This window comes from Chitinophaga niabensis, assembly GCF_900129465.1.
Classification (GTDB): domain Bacteria; phylum Bacteroidota; class Bacteroidia; order Chitinophagales; family Chitinophagaceae; genus Chitinophaga; species Chitinophaga niabensis.
Map to the genome: position 1 here is coordinate 3,936,763 of NZ_FSRA01000001.1, position 21,009 is coordinate 3,957,771.

Annotated in this window: 14 protein-coding genes and 1 tRNA gene; 2 read left to right on the forward strand and 13 right to left on the reverse strand. The window is 46.1% G+C overall.

What is annotated here, in order from left to right; translation table 11 throughout:
- Window positions 1-25 precede the first annotated feature (25 nt).
- From BUR42_RS15735 to BUR42_RS15780, 10 genes are all read right to left on the reverse strand, one after another.
- On the reverse strand, window positions 26-1,129 hold the full coding sequence (locus tag BUR42_RS15735) for a PKD domain-containing protein (protein WP_084185590.1): 1,104 nt from the start codon (window positions 1,127-1,129) through the stop codon (window positions 26-28).
- 37 nt (window positions 1,130-1,166) lie between these two features.
- On the reverse strand, window positions 1,167-1,667 hold the full coding sequence (locus BUR42_RS15740) for a discoidin domain-containing protein (RefSeq protein WP_074240137.1): 501 nt from the start codon (window positions 1,665-1,667) through the stop codon (window positions 1,167-1,169).
- Between the two features lie 147 nt (window positions 1,668-1,814).
- Window positions 1,815-5,072: a SusC/RagA family TonB-linked outer membrane protein gene (locus BUR42_RS15745; RefSeq protein ID WP_159442283.1), complete on the reverse strand. Its 3,258-nt coding sequence runs from the start codon at window positions 5,070-5,072 to the stop codon at window positions 1,815-1,817.
- Window positions 5,073-5,335: 263 nt separating this feature from the next.
- On the reverse strand, window positions 5,336-6,277 hold the full coding sequence (locus BUR42_RS15750) for a FecR family protein (RefSeq protein ID WP_159442284.1): 942 nt from the start codon (window positions 6,275-6,277) through the stop codon (window positions 5,336-5,338).
- Between the two features lie 164 nt (window positions 6,278-6,441).
- Window positions 6,442-7,038, reverse strand: a complete 597-nt coding sequence (locus BUR42_RS15755; protein ID WP_074240140.1) for an RNA polymerase sigma factor — start codon at window positions 7,036-7,038, stop codon at window positions 6,442-6,444.
- A 507-nt stretch (window positions 7,039-7,545) separates the two neighbouring features.
- Complete coding sequence (locus tag BUR42_RS15760) at window positions 7,546-8,103, reverse strand: hypothetical protein (protein WP_074240141.1); 558 nt, start codon at window positions 8,101-8,103, stop codon at window positions 7,546-7,548.
- Window positions 8,104-8,684: 581 nt separating this feature from the next.
- Window positions 8,685-9,887, reverse strand: a complete 1,203-nt coding sequence (locus BUR42_RS15765) for a hypothetical protein (RefSeq protein WP_074240142.1) — start codon at window positions 9,885-9,887, stop codon at window positions 8,685-8,687.
- A gap of 606 nt (window positions 9,888-10,493) precedes the next feature.
- Window positions 10,494-12,017, reverse strand: coding sequence for a TlpA family protein disulfide reductase (locus tag BUR42_RS15770; RefSeq protein WP_159442285.1), 1,524 nt, complete (start codon window positions 12,015-12,017; stop codon window positions 10,494-10,496).
- 10 nt (window positions 12,018-12,027) lie between these two features.
- Window positions 12,028-13,437, reverse strand: a complete 1,410-nt coding sequence (locus BUR42_RS15775; protein ID WP_074240144.1) for a RagB/SusD family nutrient uptake outer membrane protein — start codon at window positions 13,435-13,437, stop codon at window positions 12,028-12,030.
- A gap of 19 nt (window positions 13,438-13,456) precedes the next feature.
- Window positions 13,457-17,017, reverse strand: coding sequence for a SusC/RagA family TonB-linked outer membrane protein (locus BUR42_RS15780; protein ID WP_200798264.1), 3,561 nt, complete (start codon window positions 17,015-17,017; stop codon window positions 13,457-13,459).
- Between the two features lie 424 nt (window positions 17,018-17,441).
- Here BUR42_RS15780 and BUR42_RS15785 point away from each other — a divergent pair, with 424 nt between their 5' ends.
- On the forward strand, window positions 17,442-17,993 hold the full coding sequence (locus tag BUR42_RS15785) for an RNA polymerase sigma-70 factor (protein WP_074240145.1): 552 nt from the start codon (window positions 17,442-17,444) through the stop codon (window positions 17,991-17,993).
- Window positions 17,994-18,037: 44 nt separating this feature from the next.
- Window positions 18,038-19,192 carry a FecR family protein gene (locus tag BUR42_RS15790; RefSeq protein WP_074240146.1) on the forward strand — a complete coding sequence of 385 codons (1,155 nt, stop codon included), beginning with the start codon at window positions 18,038-18,040 and terminating at the stop codon, window positions 19,190-19,192.
- Between the two features lie 730 nt (window positions 19,193-19,922).
- On the opposite strand, the gene BUR42_RS15800 is transcribed toward BUR42_RS15790, so the two are convergent.
- The 3 genes from BUR42_RS15800 to BUR42_RS15810 form a co-directional block, all read right to left on the reverse strand.
- Window positions 19,923-19,996: transfer RNA gene (locus BUR42_RS15800), tRNA-Met, on the reverse strand.
- A gap of 112 nt (window positions 19,997-20,108) precedes the next feature.
- Entirely contained in the window at window positions 20,109-20,579 is a 471-nt protein-coding gene (locus BUR42_RS15805) for a group II truncated hemoglobin (RefSeq protein WP_084185595.1), read from the reverse strand.
- Window positions 20,580-20,586: 7 nt separating this feature from the next.
- Window positions 20,587-20,952 (reverse strand): antibiotic biosynthesis monooxygenase family protein, encoded by a 366-nt coding sequence (locus BUR42_RS15810; RefSeq protein WP_200798265.1) that lies wholly within the window; start codon window positions 20,950-20,952, stop codon window positions 20,587-20,589.
- Window positions 20,953-21,009 lie beyond the last annotated feature (57 nt).

Below are 21,009 nucleotides of genomic sequence, written 5' to 3' on the forward strand. Positions count from 1 at the left end.
GCGAAAAATTGTTTTACCGGGTCGGTTACGGATTGATCCAGAGTTCTGCATCATCTGCCTGGAAATTCGGGCTCCAGTTATCTCCTACATCATTTGGCCTGTTCATCATAAAACCGATCCTGGCCGTTCCGCCAACTACGTTAAAGTCAATGCTCAGCTGGGTATACCCGTTATTGCTGCCTACGGCCTTCTTTACCTCTGCTCCGCCACCGTTGGCGATCAGGTACATACCTTCCATATCGGCAGAGCTGATCCATACTTTAAAAGTGTATTTGCCGTCTTCCAGCCCTGTGATCTGCTGGGTAACGGAGCCTACATAAGCCAACTCATACTTGTGCCCGTTCCCCGGGTCTACAGACGGCGTCCAGAAAAGCAGGCAACGGGTGCCTGACTTCGGGCTTTCCGCGATAAAAAAACCGCCCCATCCCGGGCTACCGGGATAACTTATCTTCACTGGTTCCCAGCCTGTGACCACATAGCTGTCCTTAGGATCCATTTCAAAACCCGGATTAGCGATCGTGATCTTTTCCGGCGCCGTTAGTTTGGGGGCCCTGATGCTGATCGTTCTTGTGCTCTCGTTACCCGTAACGCTTTTAGCTGTCAGCACCACGTTATACCTGCCATTCGCCGCATACAGATGCTCCGGCGATCCCTCCGTGGAAACAGGACTTCCGTCTCCAAAATCCCAGGTGAAGGATATGCCGTTCACGGATTGATTGGTGAACTTTATTTTCAGAGGGTTTGCCGGGTCTTCCGCATAGGAGAAGTTGATCTGCGGAATAATGTCTACCGGCTTGGTAGTTACGGTCTGTTCTTTGGTGGACTCAATGCCCGTAACGCTGGTTATCTTCAACGTAATCTTATAATCACCGGGGGCTGCATAAGTATACGTTGGTTCCGCCTCGTTGGAAACGGGGCTGCCATCGCCAAAATCCCAGGTGATGCTTTTAGCGTTCTTCGATTTGTTTGCCAGCTTCACCGTGAGGTTGTCAGGAGCCTGAATGGTAGCCGTAAAATCCGCAACGGCAACCACCCGTGTAAAAGGGGAAACATCTATTCCCCTGGTGCAGGATTCCAATATTCCCGTGACAAGCAAGATCAGCGAAATTGCAGTAAAGGTCTTTTTCATACTGTCGTTATTTAGGTAAGTGGTGATCGGTCACCGTTTATTTTTTTTTGTAAAACAGCCGCCATTCAGACAACTGCGTGGCCTGGTCACCATTATTGGATGTAATATGAAGCCGGTAGTAAGCATACGGCGTTGTGTTCTCAAACGAGTATACTTTTGTCTGCATTCTTTCTTCGAAGCTTTCTTTGGCCTGGCTATCCAGCTTCACCCACTTTTTACCATCCAGGGACCCAAGCAGCTTCCAGTTCCTGGGATCTCTCCCGGGTACATCGTTTGCGGACGACAAAGCGTACTGGTTTACGATGACCGGTTCGGGCAACTGGTACTGCATCCACAGATTGCTGGAAAAGGCATAGCAATACTTGGTGTTCTTGTTATTGTCGAACAGCTTGTCTACATCTTCTTCCGTTTTTTCCGGAACAAACTGGGCTTTTTTAATACCGCCTTTGCTGGTAATATCTGTTACCTGCGCGCACAATGAGTTGGCTAAAAGGGAACACAGGATGATCCCTGGTGCGTAGAACAATTTCTTTTTCATAACTGGTACGAATTAATATTTGGTTGTTTAACATGGTCTGATTAAAAAAGTACGCGCAATAGATTTCCAGGCGCAGATCGCATGATGATCTGCACTGGTAAAGTGACCTTGAATTTTAGTGTATTGTTGCCTGTGTTTCTGCGCTGCCTAAAATGAAAGCCCTGCGCCCACCGTGAAATTTTTCATTTGCGGATAATAGTATCCCATGCCGTTCTCCGCTTCCGGATCAAACTCCTTCAAAGGGCTCCAGGTAAAGAGGTTTGCCCCGGCAACGTATGCACGCAGCTTGCAGTTATTCTTTCTTAACCAGGTCCAATTGAATGTATAGCCAACATTGATCGTTTTCAATCTCAGGTACGATGCGTCCCTTAGCCAGAACGTGGAATACCGGTTATTGTTAAAACTGGCGTCTATAGTGGCACGCGGATACTTCGCATCCTGGTTTCCGGGCGACCATGCGTCCATCAGATACGCAAATGAATTGTATTTGCCGCCCCGGAAAAGCGTGATCGCTTCCATGCTCAGCATCAATGACCGCCTGGCCGCACCCTGGAATAAAAAATCCATGTCAAAATTTTTCCATCGCAGGCCACCGGAAATACCGTAAGTAAGCTGAGGCAGCGCATCGTACGGGCTGATCACATCCTGGTCCTGATCCGTGATCTGACCGTCGCCGTTCACATCCTCATACCTGATATCTCCAGGCGCCTGCTTCTGGCCGAATTGCATTCCGCCATACCATTTTTCTACCTCCGCCTCCGACCGGAAAATACCTGCGGCCCGGTATCCAATTTGAAAGCCGATAGGCCTGCCCTGCCGCTTTTCCCATGAATGGCCATTCACCGGATCGTCAATTCTTGTAATTTCATTTGCGGCAAAAGTACCCTGTACGCTTATGTTGTATTGCAACGCCCGCTCCTGGCCATTATAATGCAGTACCAGCTCCCATCCGTTGCTTTTCATCTCCGCATAATTTTCTTTGGGCAGCCTTCTGCCAAATGTTGCCGGAATGGAACGTGCCCTGTCCCACAGCATATTGGTGGTTGTGCGGAAATAATAATCGAAATTCAACTCCAGCCTGCCCTTCAGTACCGTGGCGTCTACTCCGATATTTGCCGTGCGCAGCTTTTCCCAGGTGATATTCCGGTTGGCGTATACACCGTTGTATAATACAATGGCGGGTTCATTATCCAGCACTGGTGCGTAGAACGGCGGGAAACTTCCTGGTACCTGTCCCTGTGAAAAAAAATATTCATCGAGGTACTGGAACGCACCAACATTATCGTTACCGGTGATGCCCACGGAGGCTCTCAATTTCAGATCACTGAAAAAAACGGCATCGCGTAAAAATGGCTCCTCGGACAATCGCCATCCCGCCGAAACCGAAGGAAAAAGTCCCCATCTTTTCCCGGGAGGGAAACGGTAAGAACCATCGTAACGTACAGTGGCATTTGCCAGGTACCGGTTGTTATACGTGAAATTCAGGATGCCTACCAGAGAGCGCCTTGCATCATCGATGGCCGATCTTCCGTCTATGGCTTGCTGATCTGGCCCGCTGGCAAAAAAATAATCCTGCCAGTTGGTAGGGAACTGCCGCCGGCTGGCGTTAAAGTAATCACTGTTCTGCCCGATCTGCTCATATAAGGCAAGCCCGCTGATCTCGCTTTTCCCGGCAGCCTTCACATAATTCAGTGATATGTTGTATGTATTATTGGTAAACTGCCGCGACTCCTCGAATAAAGAGGTATTCACCTGGTCCCCTATGCCTATGGATCGTACGCTGGTGACATTCCCCTGGCTGTCCTCGCGGTACAACAGGTAAGGCGTTCTCCACCACTTCTGAAAATACTGCCGTCTTACCACGGCTGCGGTGCCTTTTACTGATAAGCCCTTTGTAATGAAAGGCAGTTGCTGCTCAAAGAATATCGTTCCCTGAAATACTTCATCACGCTGCATGTTCCTTCCGCTTTCTTTGATATCCGCAAGAGGATGAGGGACCATGGCGTCATAAAATCTTCCGCCGGCCGTATAGGCGGGAATGGTAGGCGGCGATTGAACGGTATGTTCAAAAATATTATAGGCATCCAGACCAGCGGCGCGGGTAATGCTACGCCTTGCTTCCAGGTTGAGCCCTGCGGTGAGCGTTGCATTGATGCGTGTGTCTATATTAGATCGCAGGTTGATGCGCCTGAAATTGTAGGAATCCCATAATCCCTGTTGGTACGCAGTTCCCAGCATACCAAAATACCGGATATTTTCAGAGCCGCCCCTGATGGAAATACTCTGCTGTGATAAAGCGCCTTTCTCTGAAAAAACGGTCTTCCACCAGTCCGTACCCACTTTGCCAGATTTAAAATCCTCCAGCTGCAGCGCGGAGTAGAACCTGCTGGCATGAACAGGATTACCGGGATCGTAGCCGGCATTCAGGTTGGCCTGGTTCCACAAAGCTGCATACTCATATGCATTCATCAGGCGTGGATACCGCGTGGGGCTCTCGGTGCCGGTGGAGCCGTTCCAGGCAACTGTAAGCTTACCCGCCGTTCCCCGTTTTGTAGTGATCAGCACTACACCTCCCGCCGCCCTGGCGCCATATACTGCTGCAGCGGCCGCATCTTTCAGTACAGAAATTGTTTCCACCTCATACGGATTGATGTTGCCATACTCATCGTTTCGTACAATCCCGTCTATTACCACCAACGGACCCGGCTCATTGAGCGATACCTTTCCCCTGATCCTGAAATATGCGCCAATGCCCGGCCGGCCGCTTGTAGTGGTAGCAAGTACTCCCGGCACTCTTCCCACAAAGGAATTGGAAATGTTTAATGTTGGTGCTTTCTGTATTTCAGTGCCCGGCACAATAGCAATAGCGCTGATAATGTTCCTTTTCTTCTGCGTATTATAACCCACCACCACTACCTGGTCCAGAGATCTTGTATCGTTTTCCAGCGAGATGTAAAGAGGAGCCAGACTTTTTTCCCTTACCTCCAATTCCTGCGCAACGTAGCCTATCATGCGCACCTGCAACCGGGCAGGCAGCGTTACCTGTTCCAGTACGAACGATCCGGCTGTATCCGTTGTGGCGCCGCGGCCGCTGTTCTTTACAATGATAGTTGCACCAGGTAGCGGCGTTCCCTCTTTATTAAAAATCCCGCCGCGTATCGTGTAACCGCTGTCCGTTTCTTTTTTTCTCTGTAGTATGGCAATACTGTTCTGGTTCACTTTGTAAACGAGCGGGGTATTGTTGAGCAGCAGGTCGAGCGTTTCCTCCACGGAGCGCGTTCCCGCGGGCAGGTTCCAGTGCTGGTATGGGCTCACAAGCGCGTCCACATATGCAAACCTGAAACCGGTCTGCTGTTCTATCTTCTGAAAACCTGCTACCAGCGGCTCGTTCTTTAAGCTGATCATAACCATTGTACTTTTTATATTTTGACCATTCGCAGGCATCGCCAGTAATAAACTGACGAAAAAAAAGAGTAATACAGGTAATAGAGGACCGAGGCGCATTAGATACACATTTTCAGGAGACATCCTGGCGGAGCACGGCATCGCCATACAACTCCATAATGAATAATTTCATAACTTGGAGAAGTTTTCAAGTACTCGAAACACTTAAAACGCCGGGCTGCGCTGATCCCAAGTCAGTGTAGCCCTTTTTTCGGTATATGTATTTATTCTTTTCCTGTACATCCGTTGCCATCCAGCCAGATGGTATCTTTTTCCTTTTGCCACCTGATATCCGTTACAACAGTGATCACATCCAGCACCTGCTCCAGTTTGTTATCACTTAAAAACGTGCCTGTAAACCTGCAATGACGCAGTTCATTGTTACGGAACCGAATGGTCACATCATAGTGATCGTTAAGAACAGCAACAGCCTCTCCCAGCGTCATGTTCTTGAAGAAAAGGTTCTGCCGTTTCCATGCCATTACCTGCCGCACATCTACTTCCCGCCGCAAGGCCGTTCCCGAAGTTTTGTTCGCAACGATCTGGCCGTTGCGGGTAAGTATGCCCAGCATCTTTTCCTTTCCCGACACTTTCACCTTGCCGCTGGCAACGGTTACCACCACATCCTGCTCTCCGGGATAGTTCCGGATATTGAACCGGGTGCCTAATACCGTGGTGGCGAACTGCCCGGTATGCACTACAAAAGGCTGCCCGGGCTGCTGCTGCACATCAAAGTAGGCTTCTCCTGTAAGGTACACGTCGCGGCTGCTTCCGGAAAATACGGGTGGATAATCCAGCCGGCTGTTACTATTCAGTATCGCGGTGGTACCATCCGGCAAACTGATCACCTGGCGTACCGGCGAAGGAGCATGATCTGCTGCGAGCGGTGGTGCGGCATATTGCTCTTTCCTTCCCCATTGCCACCAGGCCAATGCCAGGCAGGCAAATAATACCGCCGCTATTTTTAAAATTCGTATCAGCGGCTTATTAAGCTTTTTGTGATGAAGCCTGTTATAGTCTAACTGCTGCGCAACCGCCCTTTCCTGGATGCTTGCATAGATCTTTTCTTTATCTGCTTTTCCGGATGGTTGATGTTCCGGTGGTATCTTATCCCATAACGCCGTCATTTCTTCGCTGACCAGGTCATTCTCTGAAAGCTGAGACATCAATTGCCAAAATTCGTCCAATTCGCTTTTGCTGCAATTGTTCTGCAAATACTTTTCGAACAGATATTTTAACCTGATTGGATTGGATGACATAAATATAAGACAGTAAAAAAATGCAGGTAGTACTATCCGTTGGCCGGATTTTTTTCAGGAGAGAATGTGGATCAGGAGGAAAAGAACACGCCAAGCGCTATCAGCGGTTCAATATCTTTACTTTTGAGGTAATGACGAATAGATTTCAGGGCTTCCGCCATGCTATTCCGGACGGTATTACGGGATAAATTCAGTTGCCTGGCGATCTGTTCATGCGTTAATCCTTCCTCCCTGCTAAGCGTGAAAATAAGGCGGCGTTGGGGAGATAACTGAAGAATGGCCTGCTGGAGTATGCTTCTCGATTCGCCATCAAGCAGCCGGTGATCGGCGCCACAGGTTTCTTCCGTTTCCATTTCCCGGGCAACAATCTTCTTCAGCTGCTCATCGCGACTGGCTATCTTGAAAAAATCCATGGCTTTGTTATAGGCAACCTTACGCAGGAAACTATCCAGATGCTGAATATTGTGCAGCAGCTCCCGGCCAGTCCATAATTTCAGGAAAATATCTATCACGATCTCTTCCGTAATCTCCGGGGACTTGATGATCCGGATCAGGTAATTGTACAACTTTGCCCAGTAAAGGTCATAAAGTTGCCTGAACGCAGGTTCGTTTCCCTCGGCGATCTGCGACAAGAGGCTTTTTTCAATATCGGCAGAATGGGATGACAAGTTTTTAATTTTGATTGATATGTATCAAAAGTAGCAATTTGGGGAGAAAAACAAGAGAATAAAGGAATAATAGGTATCTGCCGATAAAATAGCCAGCCCTGCCTGATGAAATCGTTCCACCTTCCAGCGGGCGATTTGAACACAAAATTGGAATAGCGAAAACGCTGTTTCCGGACGGAATTCATTACAGTGCGCTATTGTCATGCGAAGAATCGCCAATACTTAACCAAGGAAACTAATGGGCTGACTATTGTAGCCGCTAACTGCATAGGGGGAAAGAAAATGGGAATTTTCAGGAAACCTGGAAATTCCACTCGGGAGAATTCTCCAACTAATTATTATCAGATTTATTGATTTTTGATAATTTGCCAGCATGACGTATTGACTTCTATACAGGTCCAGGTTATACCTGTTGTTCCGGGGCCTTTACTATAATTTTGAAAATGTTATCCATTATTGTGTTTGAAGGGTTTGACGCAAAACCCGAGTTCGCGACTGGTTTTCTTGTCAGGTTATTTGTCGAATTTTGTCATTAATTATTTGAGTTATTCCGTTTCCCAATTTTCTTGCTTTGTCTGCATAAAAGTTGTCCATTTGAAATTTCAGAATAGGGATTTCATTGTTCAAGTCTTGCAGATAATGAGAAACAACAATGAAGTCCGACCCAAATGTCCCAGCTCTTCTAATCTTCATTATTTCTGTTTTCATTTCTACCGTCATATGTCTGCTAAGCGGTATTGCCGTTCGGCGTAGATTATATCGGAATGTGATTTCTGTGTTTGTAATTATTATTCTGTCAGCAACTTGTCGAATAAGTGACAAAATTGATACTATCAAAAATAGAAGTCCTATTGTAACTCCTAATATTTTAGATATCGTATCTGATGTTTTGATAAAAGGGGCAACACTTAATAAACACCCCCCGAAGAAAAAGAACAGCACTCCCCAAATTGATTTGTCCCCCAAACGAAGTTTGTGTTTTATGTCCACGTTATTATTGTCGACTGTAATTTTTAAGCTGGCTTGGGTTGCAATATCAAAAATGTCGTTATTAATCGTTTTCATTTCTTTTTATTGTTTACGCGAGGCCCTGCAAACTTGCTGCTTATGGCCAGGGCTTAGCGATGTGGTTGCGTTTAAATTCATATGAAATACTCAAGAGAGGAGATGTTAACCTAACGATTTCCTAACACTAAGATTACTAAAATTTGATGAAATAATTCAAAATATATCTCGCTTTTTACTCGTTACGGGAAATTGAAGAATTCGGGTATACCTGAAAACCAAACAATAAAGCATTTACAAGATTGATTCATTCTACTGAAATTTACTAAACGAATCTAAAAATGTTAACAATCCTGAATGGGAGTTGGAACCCTTATATCGTTCTAATTAATGAATGATGCATGCTTGAAATTTTAAGCACATTAGGGGAAAATTTAATCAACTTAGAAAAATTTTTATACGGAAGTGCTAACTATCAACACGTAGTAAAGAAAAAGCTATCATTTTTATGGTAGCTTTTTCTTTGTAAGGTTCCTTGTAGCGGGAATGGGAGAATTATCTAACCAATGGCTTAAGGACTTATTGGATTTAATGATTTGGGAAAAGGGCATTGCGAGAATCAGAAAGAACAACTAAGTTGCTCACAAAAGCATCCCCGTGTGCTTCCATAATTTTATTATGGTTGGCTCCACACCGCATTCCAAAAGAATCTTCTCAAATTCACCATCACCATACCCATCAATTGTCCAATCAATGGCATAAGCGGCAAAATCTTCAGTAACCTGCAATTTGCCAAAGAGTTTACTACGAGTCAAATGGCGGGCCGCCTTTATTAGCATTTTCCTCCCAAGCTCACCCGTTCCCATATCCTCCATCATTTGTTCAAGCTGGGCGTAGAGTTTTTCTAAAGACTCAATTTCCAGATCCAGCGCATCCTGATAGTCACCAATAAAAACGCTATTCCCATTGGCAAGTTTCGTTGCTACTTCCTGTGCAGATTGGCATACCAAATACGGAATATAGTTATCTCCATAATGGTAACTCAATTCCAACAACGCAACTGGCAATTCTTTGACCTGTCTGGTAAGCGTTTCAGCGATAGATCTGGCCAATGCTTCCGAAAGACTTTCAACAAGTGTTTCCGAAGTCATATTTTCCGAGAGTTTGCAATATATCAGTTGATTGTGTCCCTGTTCAAAAAATCTCCGGATTGTATCGAGGGTTTCATTTTGATCATAACCATATTCGTCATAGGAGGTAAATTTTCCCATACCAGGAATAATATGAATGTTGGAAGCCTTTTCAATCCTGTCTTTTAGCCCGTACTCATAACGTGTCGCTGTTAGAATAAAAGCGCTTTCGTCATTTCGTATACTGCTGATGATTTCTTCTCTTGACATCTGTGGAGATGCGGCACTACCTCCTCTCCCATTGATCACCAGATTTTGCAGGCTAATTTTTCTCTTATCTCGGAATTCAATACGTACAATCGATGAAGGCACCCCAGTATGCACATAGAATTCGACGTATTCTACAAAGTCATCACAATAGTTATAAAAACCTTCCCAGGTTGCGTGATTGTAATTGTGGTGGTATTTCACATAGCAGGGAAGACCTTCAGCATTGAATCCATATTCGTATAAAGAGTTTGTATCCAGATCGTGCTTATTCTTTGTCATCAGGCCATCGCTAGGAAAGGTCTCTCCGTCGAACTTCTTAAGGTTATATCGTAAACCATCAGAATATTGGGTTGTTTTTACCTGATTTTTATAAAGGGAAAGTGTTTGCAGTTCGTTGAAAGCTTGTTCCCACCGTTGAAGAAATTGTTCGAGTTGCTTCTCCATAATGTATAAAGGAAGTAAAGTATGATCCGGTGAAAGTACAATATTACGAGGTATAAGAGATGGTTCTTTTCCTTCAAACTAAAAGCCCATATCTAATTGAAAATCAATTAAATATGAGCCGTGTAGCGAGAATGGGACTCCGTTTGAACCGATGGTGAAGGTGGCGGAGTTCCTTTTGAGGTTAAAGAGTAGAAAATTATAAGTCGAGGTAAATGAGACTGTTCAAGACAAATAGGTGCCGGGCAAGCCGGAGCAAATTCCTCCTTCTTTGCATAACATTTTTTTCCACGGGAAGTGACCTCCGCGATCACGCTGAACCGGCAAAGCTGGAAGCAAAATACGTAGCCGCCGGGAGGACCTTTTATCGCCCATGCCCCTAATAGTGGTGCATGAATTTTTAGGGAAGGATGATCCTGGAGATTTTACATTGTAGAAAATGAGGTGGTGGAAAATGATATTCCCGAACGAGTCGCTTCAGCATTAGAATATGACATTTCTTGGCCGGAAATGTGATAATATCTGGCCGTAGCCATGTAATCTAACAGATTGCGCTGGCCATGGCTTATTTGATGTTCGGGAGTACGTTCATGTAGATCTAAAAGATCTTTACATTCCTCCTACGGCTTTCAATGTTTTCACCAGCGCAGCTGCCGATTCCAGGTCTTTCGCCAGGCGGTTATAATAAAATCTGTGGATCTTTCCATCTGGCCTTACGATCATAAGCGAAGGCAGGGCGTTAATACCATAATATCGCATCATTTCATTGCGAAAGCCTTCGCCGTTCGTGTACAGGTTGACGGCGTTGCCGGAGGTATACTTACCGGAACCTATGCTTTCCATCCAGGTATTTTTATCGGTATCCACGCAAATACTGATGAACTGAATACCGGACTCGTTTCCCAGCTGTTCTTCCGCCTGCTTTATGGCGTCTGTGAAGATGGCAGCGCAGGCGCTGCAGCCCGTAAACCACATATCGATAAAAACAGTTTTCCCCTTGTAATCGCTCAGCTTGTGATACTTTCCTTTGGTGTCCTGCAACCTGAAATCATAGGCCGCCAAACCGGGCATTTTGCTGCGCAGGCGGCCCATCATGCGCTGGCTTACGGAATCATGGATGAGCGTGGCGGCGTATTGATAAAGCGTATCTATATGCTTACTGCCCTGAGCGATCATCAGTGTTTTTACAAGTGCCCTGTCCCGGAGTTTGCCGGTGAAATTTGCAGTAATGGCCTTAAAATTTGCATCGGGATTTTCGTAACCATATTTGATGTAGTTATCGAAATTTACTTTTTTACATATAAACTCGATGTATCTGGCTGATTCGGGCAGTACATCCTGCGAAACAGGGATGGCAAGGCGGTTTATCATGCTTCTGTTATAGGCTTCGATGAAATGCTGCTTCGCCATTGGCTTATCCGGCAACTGGTCATATCCGAGTTTCAGGCGAAAGAAATAGGAGCTGATACCGTAACTGGCGGTAATTACATCCGCTTTGCAAAGCTGGTAATAAAAATCAGGAATGCTTGCTCGCGCCGCGTCCAGCACCTGCAGTGAAGCATTGATCTGGAAAGAATAAGGATCATGAAAGCTTGAATTGGAGGTATCCGTCCAGTAAGCCAGGTGATAATCGGGGCTTATACTCCTGGTGGAATCCAGTTTATCTTTGACTTCATATTTTGAAAAGCCTGCACCGGCATATGAACACTGGTAATCGTAATTTCCCGCCATCATAATGCTTTCGGGGAGTGGGGCGGTAACGGTGATAGTAACATCGTCACCTGTTTCCCAAAAATAATTAGAAATGAAAGGAATGAAAGGAATGAGAGGCTGCCGGCCATGGAACGGGTCGCCTGCAGGAGGCTTCTGTTTGATTGAAAAATATCCGTACGGAGCCGCAGCATTTATCCGGAACACGTAGCGGCCGCCCCTGGTGCCACACGCAGCATAGATCTTTTCCTCTCCGTCATTTTCTTTAAAGAAAGAAGGATTTAGTGTGAGGAACAAAGAATCGTCTTCTACAGGAAGCCGGGTTACAACCGTGATCGTAAAAGTATATTTTACAGGCCTGGCATGACTGTTCATGTGAAAGAGCATGCACATCAATAGCATAGAGCTGAAAAGTAGTTTCATAAAGCTTTTTTTAACGTTCATTTTGCTCAACACCGGAAAGGACATCTGCCGGTGGGATGGGAAGTGTATACCTTTTGTCATTAGGCTGCAATGTGTAAGTAATGCCATTTGCAAACCGGGTAACGGTTACAGCAAATTGAGGGTCCTTGTTCAGCCTGCGCAGATCTTCCCAGCGGAGCTGGCCGGTAAACGGCAGCTCCTTGCGGCGTTCGCGGATAATGAACCGCAGCGCTTCACCGGCGTTGTTGGCATGAAGACCTGTAAAAGTACCGGCAACATACCGGTTTTGTAGCAGTTTATTCAGGTCGTTCATGGCAGGAATTGTATTTCCCTTCCGCGCATTGCATTCAGCCCTGATGAGGTGCAGTTCGTTGGTGGCAATGCCTGCAAAATTATAGCGATTGCCTGCATAACTTCCCCAGAACTGTACTTTTCCATTTCCATTGTCTTTGTAGATGAGCGTTTTCCGCAGATCGTCCTGGTCATAGGAGCGATAAAGCAGGGAGTCGGCAAACTGTATACCTGAAAGGGCCCATGTAACAGAGGTGCCTGCTGTGAATGCATAGAATATGATTTCCGGGTTGGCCATGCCCGGCACCAGTGTAAACGCCGGGAAGCGGAAATTACTGTTGGGATTGATGATCGTGCGGTTGTTATAATCCAGCAGAACATCATATGCCATAAGTGCTTTGTTGGCATACGATAAAGCGCTGTCATATGCTTCCATGCTTAAATATATTTTTGCCAGAAAGCCGTAAGCAGCTGCTTTATTGGGCTTGGTTGTATAGATAGCGTTTACAGGCAAAGCAGTGGCGGCTGTTTTCAGATCGTTCAGCATCTGGTCATAAGTGGCCTTCATGCTGGAACGCGTGTTGATGACATTGGGGTCCGTAGTGGATCGCAACACAAGACCAGCGTCTGTTGCGGCCGATGCTTCGGCGTAAGTTTTACAATAGGTTTGCGAAAGATTGTAGTAGCTGATGGAGCGGAAGAAGAGAGCCTCGGCATGTAATAACCGGTATTGGTCGGAATTTTCAAAGCCTTCTGCTTTGGCTAATCCTTCCAGTATGAGATTAGAATAAAGTATTTTTTGATATAATGGGCCGTAATCAAGGCTGATGCGGTCATTCGGGTAAATCGCCTTATCCCAGATGTAGAGATTCCTGTCTGTTTCCGACAAGGCGCTAAAGCTCTGGCTGGTGACAATGAGATTATCCGTACCTGTCAGCCCGTAAATACCGTAGCCCTGGTTGAATATATTGGTATTATGCAGCATGTCGTCAAAGTCGTTTAGTGTCCTGGGCGTTACGTCGGTATTCTGACGCTTGATATCCAGCCATTCGTCCTGTTTTTTGCAGGCGGCCTGCAGGAGGATTAGCTGGCAGAGTATATATAGTTGGAACAAGTGTTGCAGTTTCATACTTGATGAGGTGTTGGTGTCAGAAATTTGCTTTAACGCCGAATGAGACGGTGAATGGAGCCGGAATGGAATTATAATCGTAATTGTATGGATCTATGCCATGATCATTCTCCCTCCATAAGATGCCGATATTATTGGCATATCCGTATAACTGGAGCCTTTCAAACGGAAGGCCATGTTTTTTAAGACCGGTAAAATCGTACCCTACCCGGATGTCTTTTAAACGGATGTGATCGCCTTTTTCGACCAGCATTTCGGAATACTGGTAAAAGATATTCCTGTTGCTATTGGAGGGATAGCTCATTGACGGCACGTTAGTAACAAGCTCATCACCTGGCTTCTGCCAGCGGTTGGCATAATCAACGTTCTGATTCAGCGTGGATAGGAGGAGCTCGCTGTAATTCAGCCCCGTGGAGCGGCGACGGAAATAATGGCCTCCTTCATATACGATGTTCACGGAAACCGAAAAGCCTTTAAAAGAAAGATCGTTCCGCACAGCTCCCCACAGCACGGGCCTTGTTGGGCCTTTATATACCAGGCTGTCCGGATCATAATTGGCAATGATACCTGTATAATCCTTACTTGTTCTGCCATTCAGAATACCTTGGGGATCGCCGTTCACCGGATCAAGACCGGCCCATTTGTAACTGAACAGACTGTATAGCGGTTTTCCCTCGAGCGCTATCCCTGAAGGATAGTACTGCATGCTGGAAGAGTTGGCGGGAACGTTATAGCTGGTGACTTTATCTTTTATATAATTCATGATAAACCCGGTTTGCCATTTGAATTCCCGGTTGATGTTGTTACTGTTGACGGACAATTCAATACCATGCGTGCGGCTGCTGGCAGAGTTTTGCAGGATGCTGCCGGAGCCGGTTTGCGGAGGTCGCGTAACTGTCTGCAACAGGTCGAGCCCCTCTTTCCTGTATACTTCCAGTGTACCGGACAGGATATCCCTGGTCGTTTTGAAATCGATGCTCATATTGACAATTCTTATTCTCTCCCACTTAAGTTCCGGGTTGCCGGGGATGATATTCTGAATGGTGGTTTCACCGGTCAGCGAGCTGGTGTGATAGATGCCGGTGGAATAAGCGGAGCCGTTGTAAACGTTGCCATTGAAACCATAAGAAGACCTCAGCTTCAGGTAAGGGAACCAGCCAGAATGATAAAATGTTTCCCGGCTGATGTCCCAGCCAAGCCCGGCAGACCATAGCGGCGTTACTTTCTGATTGGTCCGGACACCGAAGATATTGGCGCCGTCCTTTCTGCCGCTGATGGTGAAAGTGTAGCGTTTTTTATAGGTATATGCAGCATTGGCATAATAGGAAATATAACGGTAGATGCTTTTCCTTTCCATTCCGTCGGGCGCCAGGTCAGTATAACCTAAGGTGGATGAACCGGCGGGAGTAGTGGGATAAACAGTATTGAAATTCAGGTTCATGTTAACGATACCGTTATCCTTGTTATAACCGGCCAGCACGTTGCGCATGCCGCTGTTCCGCAATTCCTTCACTTCTGCTCCCGCAATGGCGGTTATTTCATGATCGTTTTGAACGGTATGATTGAAGGACAACTGTCCACGCAGATCGCCGCTATGCAGTACACTGTTATTTAAAATGAGGATACCACCGTTTGGCGCATTGTACGTGAATTTCTGAGTGACCGGATCATACTGCGTAAACATGTTGAAGAGATTGCGCATGGCATAACTTTGCTGATCTCTCACCTCGCGGTCGGTTATAATCTGTCTTTCATTCTGGTATTGCAGCGATGCATGCAGAAAAGGCGCGATCCTGTATTTTACCGCCACATTCAGTAACAGATTATTGATCTCGCTGGTCCTGTCCGCCAGCCTGATCTCATCCAGCGCGCGATAGCGCCAGTCCCTGAAGCCGAGCGCCTCCACACTATCCAGGTACGCGGCACGGTAATCCCTGGTGGTCGGCAGGGCATTGCCCTTGTCATCCGCCAGCTGCGCATATGGAAAGAGGCTGCTATATTTGTCGCTGTAGCCGAAATACGCCGTATATACAAGGCCGTAAGCAGCCGGATTGTTATTGCTGGCGTAGGTATTGGCATAGTTCAGGCTGGTGGTGATCTCCAGGTTCTTAACCGGTGTATAGGCAGCTGATGAGTTGATCGTAAATCTTTGATCGCTGGTCCTGACAGCGCTCTTCAGGTTATGATCATACCCGGCAGAGAAGGCATAGGCAATTTTATTGCCGCCACCGCGCAGCCCAATGGAATATTGCTGATTCACCGATTTTCGCAATGTGTATTTAGAGAAATCATTCCGCACATCCAGCTTTCTGAATGCATTGATCTGCGCTTCTGCTTCTGCCGCGGAGATGAGCCCCTCCCGCTGCTTTGCCAATATGTCAATCACCGGCGTAAGAACGGGTCTGTTGGCCGTATTGCTGATATCAGCATCAAAGAAGTTCTCATTGAAGAGCAGTTGTTCCACATCAATATAATCAGAGGCAGACATCACGTTCCGTATATAGAACAGGTCGGGTTTATTGCCAATGGTCAGGTTTGCATTCAGTTCCATTTTGAGGGGCTGGTTCAGCTTTCCTTTCTTTGTAGTGATAACAATCACGCCGTTCCCGCTTTGCGCGCCCCAGATACTGGCTGCCGCGGCGTCTTTCAGGATAGTAATGGATTCCACATCGTTCGGGTTGATGTTGCTGATGTTACCTTCATACGGGAAATTGTCCAGCACGATCAGTGGCTTGCGGTTTATTGAGCTATGCAAGGTGCTTTCGCCCCTGACCCTGATACCCGACTCCTCGCCCGGTAAAAAGTATAAGCCGCCCGCAATACCATTCAGGCGGCTGAGGATATCCGTAGAAACCCTGCGATTGATCATTTCCTCCCCGATATGAGTAAACGAGCCGGTGGCACGCTCTTTTGAAATCTGCTGGTAGCCGGAAGAAACAATTTCTACCCTATCCAGCGCCGTTGGCTGTTCCTCCAAATGCACGGTAAAAAGGCCACCATTATATGCTTCCGGCAGCCTTACCTCGCGTGGATAGAAACCCACGTAAGTGATGTTTAAGAAAGATCGGGAGGGCATCCTTACCTTGAAAGAACCGTTGCCATCAGTACGGGTCATCTGGTCGGTCGTACCGATCCTGACCGTTGCCCCCGGCAAAGCTGCACCATCCCTGCCTGATAAGACCCGGCCTGTTACAGTAACGGAGGTATCTTCAGCATAAGAAGAGGCCACCATCGGTTTAAACGCGGTGGTTAAGTTCTCAGTGTTTTCGATCCGGATAAACTTACCCCGGATACTCCATCGCATGGATAGATCTTTAAGCAAGATGTCCATTACCTCCGCCACTGGCTTATTGGTAACGGAGATATTTACTTTTTCATTCTTAATCGCCGCAGTCTTTTCATACATAATAATGACACCGGCTTTCTTCTCAATGGCGCTAAATATTTTTTCAATAGATGTATTGGTATAGCTCAGGGAAATCAACTTTTTTTCGTTATCCTGACTAAATCCCGGTGCAGCCGATAATATTTGCATGGCGAAGATCACCGCCATCAAGATGAAAGAGTTCGTTCTTGCCATAAATACCAGTGGTTTACTGGTGAAAATTTTTCGCAATAAATCTCCCGTACAAAAAGTACCGTTTTTTTGCATAGATTGTGGTTGTTGAAATGTTTAAATTGCGTTTCGACTAAACCCCTCAAAGCTTCCTACGGCGGAGGGGTTTTATTTGTTAATCGCCTTGGACTATTCACTCATGTCTTTAAGATTCGGTTGAAAAATGGCTTTACTCTCCATAGAGACAGAATTTTATTCTTTTCTCACTGGTCATTTTTTAAGTTTTTTTATATTCCCCATCATCTGTAACATCATCCATTTATACCAGGCTGTCTGAATATACATAGACGGTATTAACCAGCAGGTGATTAAATCAGATCTGCGAATCAGAAAAACGAGTATATGATTATCAGTAATTTTATCCCAATTTTAATAGATCATCGCCTTTATGCAGGAGGACTTTACAGATATTGATGCATTACTTTCCCGGTTGAAAATGCACGACCTGGAAGCGTTTACCCGTCTGTATAAACTGGCGAGGGGGCGGTTGTATATCCTTGCGAACGCCATTATACAGGATTCAGCGGCAGCCCAGGACTTGGTACAAGAATTATTTATGGAGTTATGGGAGCGCCGTATCTACCTGAATATTCAAACCTCGCTGAAGGCCTACCTGATCCGTTCAGTCCGTAACAAGGCCTACAATTATCTTGACAAACAAGGAACCCAGGCACGTTTAAGCCGCGAATACCTGCGTATCGAACAATACGACACTTCCCCATTGGAAAAGCTGGAGCTTGCAGCATTGGGGCAAGACCTTGAACGGGCTATTTCGAAACTCCCACCGATGGCGGCCAAGGTTTTTCATTTACATTATATTGAAAAACTGAGTCATGCTGCCATTGCTGAACAATTACAGATCAGCAAGCACACTGTCAGCGGCCATATTGACCGGGCGCTGAAGCAGTTAAGGGAAGATTTAAAGAAAATAAAAAATTAATTTCCGACCGGTGAGGGTTGCCAAAAAAAATGTCTATTAGTATTATGACACATTTAACCGAAGAACAAGAATATCTATTATTAGGTAAGATCGGCGGTTTGCTAAATGAAGCGGAAGAAAAAGCCTGGGAAACCTTATTAAAGGAAAATCCTGCTGCGCAACAGGCGTACGATGATATGATCCAGGCACTGCCCACCGATGAGGTGGCCAATTCTTTTCAACGGATCAAACAGAACGCCATGTGGAAAGATCTTGCGACCCTGTATAAAGCAGATGCACCGGTGCCGAAAACCCGCCGGCTCCTATATAGATCATTGGCGGCCGCCTGCGTTATCTTACTCCTGTCTATCGGCGGATGGCTGTTTTATTCCTATAATGCCATTACCTCTGATCAGCCTGCAGCATCCATCCATACAAAAAAGAGTGGTATCCGGTTAACGCTGGCAAATGGGCAACACATCAATCTGTCTACGGAGGAAGGCGCCATTCAAACCGATGATGTTCAGCTGACAAATAATAATAAGACTCTTACCTATGCTTTGGCAGATGAAGGGGCCAGCCGGAAAGAGATCAACCGTTTAACGGTTCCCGTCGGCATGGATTATAAGATTGCCTTGAGCGATGGCACAGAGGTGTGGCTGAATGCAGCTACGGAGTTGGAGTTTCCCTTCGCTTTCACCGGCAGTACCCGTGAAATCACCATCAATGGCGAAGCCTACCTGAAAGTGGCAAAGCATGCCGCCAAACCTTTTGTCGTACACCTACCACACAGCACTGTACAGGTACTAGGGACGGAGTTTAATGTGAATACCTATGATTCAGGTGTGGTGAAGGTCGCCCTGGTCAATGGAGCGGTGAAACTGAAGGCTCCTGCCGGTGAAAGCATTCTTTCTCCCGGCAAAGAAGCTATCTACCATGTTGGAAATTCTATACAGCAGCAGTCCTTTGATCCCAGGTTGGCGTTAAGCTGGCGGGAAGGACTGTTTTACTTTAATGGCGCTACGCTTATTGAGATCAATAAAATAGTGCCGCGCTGGTTCGGTATAACCACTGTTATTGACAACCCCAACATCCTCAACCGGGAATTCGTAGGTGCGTTGGACAGAAGTCAACCCATCCAGGTCTTTTTAAATGACCTGAAAGCCATTTCCGGCATCGATTCTTATATAGATAAGGACAGCGTGTTGCATTTTAAATAGCGGCAGCCCTGACACCAGGACATTATTACTGCATACAAGAAAATTTCAAGTTCATAACCTTTGAGCGATGCAGGCAACTTTGTGTAACAAATAAACCAAGGTCTTTGACATATAGTTGTGTATAGGTAGATGACTGTCATGATTAACATTTATCCCGTTTGCCCAAAAATGGTTCGCAGAGCCGGCCCGATTACGGAAGATTCTACAGCGGATATCTCTCCATTTTGCGAATCTCTACCTGCTGTATCCACAGAAATGTGATTGAAGTTAAGTTTTTCCACGCCTGTATAAGATAATCCAGTGTAGCAGCAAAAGAGAAATACATCTCTCATTTCATTCAGTCGTTTATTACTGTTTAAATTAAAGGGTTCCAGCTTCTGCACTTCATCTGAAGTTAAATATTCTCTTAATACCTGTCTTAGCTGATACGGATTGCACACAAAGAATTGAATACCCTGGCGCCCAAAGTGTCTAACCTCGAAAAACTGCTTTCTCAATCACGGGGAAAAGCTGGCAAACATCAGTCAGACATGGGCTTCCAGCGATTTAGACAATAAAAGAAGAATACAAAAAACACTGTTCCCGGAAGGAATTTATTATGATGCGGAAAATGATCAGTGTCTAATCACGAAAATAAATTAGTTCGTCCGTGTAGAAGTTGAACTGGCAAGGATTTTAGGGGAAAAAGAAAAAGGGACTTTTCAAGAAAATCCTGAAAAGTCCCTTTCTGTAGCGAGATCGGGAGTTGAACCCGAGACCTTTGGGTTATGAATCCAACGCTCTAACCACCTGAGCTACCTCGCCATATCCAAACTGATATTTCAAATTTGGAGTGCAAAGATACAGGCTAAACCTTTAAAAGTCAAAAGTTCAGAAGAAAAAATTTAGCCCCCTCCTGTAGCAGGTTTCAGCGGAATCAGGGCTGATATGGCCCTCCGGTTTCCCCCCAGCCCCACTTGGGCATAGGCTCATTTTCGTTGATCGGGTTCTCCGTTGTATTGGAATTAATAACCGCCAGGCGGCTCCCCCATTCCAGGTACCCCACCAGGGCAGAACGAAATTCCGGGTCATCTGCCAGGCCTATTTCGTCTGCACTGTCCAGCAAAAGACTGATCCACCGGCGGCGTTGGGTTTCTGTGAGGGATTTCCCGATATGATGCTGTACCATCCTGGCATGGCTGCCCTGGTCCTCAGCAGTATAAACCGGCGAGCCACCAAACACCTGGCCAATAAAATGGGCCACATGTTTACTATGCTCCGGGCTCATATGGCGAAATACAGGTTCCAGGAGTTCATCCTTCCCCACTTTGGCGTAAAAAACAGCGGTAAGCTTTTCAAGGGCAGGTTGCCCGCCTGCCCAGGTGTAAAGACTTGGTATTTCTTTCATGCAATTATCACTTAGTCCAGGAAATGGAGGTTTGATCGTAATGTTTCATTTCCTCAATATTATCGAAAAAAGGCCTCACCTCCTTAAAAAAGCTCCTGAACGCCGCGCTCTGGCGGAAAAGTTTTTCATGGTCTTCTTTGGATGTCCAGTGGATCCTTACTATGTACTTTTCCGGTTCTTCTATTCCATGGATCACTTCGTAATGGAGGCAATACGGAGATGCTTTCAGCGACTTCCCTCCTTCCGCATAAGCGGCTTCGAAATCCTTCTGCTGATCTGCAGGGACCTTGTAGCGGATGATCTCAACTACGTACTTTTCGGGTAAGCTGCTACTTCCAAAGAGCAACATGCACCACAGGGTGATCATTTTCATTTTGTGTAAATTTGTGAAACGCAATGTTACAGGAATTCACTTTTTCAAAAAATAGCT

Bases quoted from the DNA above. Each gene is read 5' to 3' on its own strand.
- BUR42_RS15735 (WP_084185590.1), bottom strand. From the start codon at position 1,129: ATGAAAAAGACCTTTACTGCAATTTCGCTGATCTTGCTTGTCACGGGA.
- BUR42_RS15740 (WP_074240137.1), bottom strand. From the start codon at position 1,667: ATGAAAAAGAAATTGTTCTACGCACCAGGGATCATCCTGTGTTCCCTT.
- BUR42_RS15745 (WP_159442283.1), bottom strand. From the start codon at position 5,072: ATGATCAGCTTAAAGAACGAGCCGCTGGTAGCAGGTTTTCAGAAGATA.
- BUR42_RS15750 (WP_159442284.1), bottom strand. From the start codon at position 6,277: ATGTCTCAGCTTTCAGAGAATGACCTGGTCAGCGAAGAAATGACGGCG.
- BUR42_RS15760 (WP_074240141.1), bottom strand. From the start codon at position 8,103: ATGAAAACGATTAATAACGACATTTTTGATATTGCAACCCAAGCCAGC.
- BUR42_RS15765 (WP_074240142.1), bottom strand. From the start codon at position 9,887: ATGGAGAAGCAACTCGAACAATTTCTTCAACGGTGGGAACAAGCTTTC.
- BUR42_RS15770 (WP_159442285.1), bottom strand. From the start codon at position 12,017: ATGAAACTACTTTTCAGCTCTATGCTATTGATGTGCATGCTCTTTCAC.
- BUR42_RS15775 (WP_074240144.1), bottom strand. From the start codon at position 13,437: ATGAAACTGCAACACTTGTTCCAACTATATATACTCTGCCAGCTAATC.
- BUR42_RS15780 (WP_200798264.1), bottom strand. From the start codon at position 17,017: ATGGCAAGAACGAACTCTTTCATCTTGATGGCGGTGATCTTCGCCATG.
- BUR42_RS15785 (WP_074240145.1), top strand. From the start codon at position 17,442: ATGCAGGAGGACTTTACAGATATTGATGCATTACTTTCCCGGTTGAAA.
- BUR42_RS15790 (WP_074240146.1), top strand. From the start codon at position 18,038: ATGACACATTTAACCGAAGAACAAGAATATCTATTATTAGGTAAGATC.
- BUR42_RS15805 (WP_084185595.1), bottom strand. From the start codon at position 20,579: ATGAAAGAAATACCAAGTCTTTACACCTGGGCAGGCGGGCAACCTGCC.
- BUR42_RS15810 (WP_200798265.1), bottom strand. From the start codon at position 20,952: ATGAAAATGATCACCCTGTGGTGCATGTTGCTCTTTGGAAGTAGCAGC.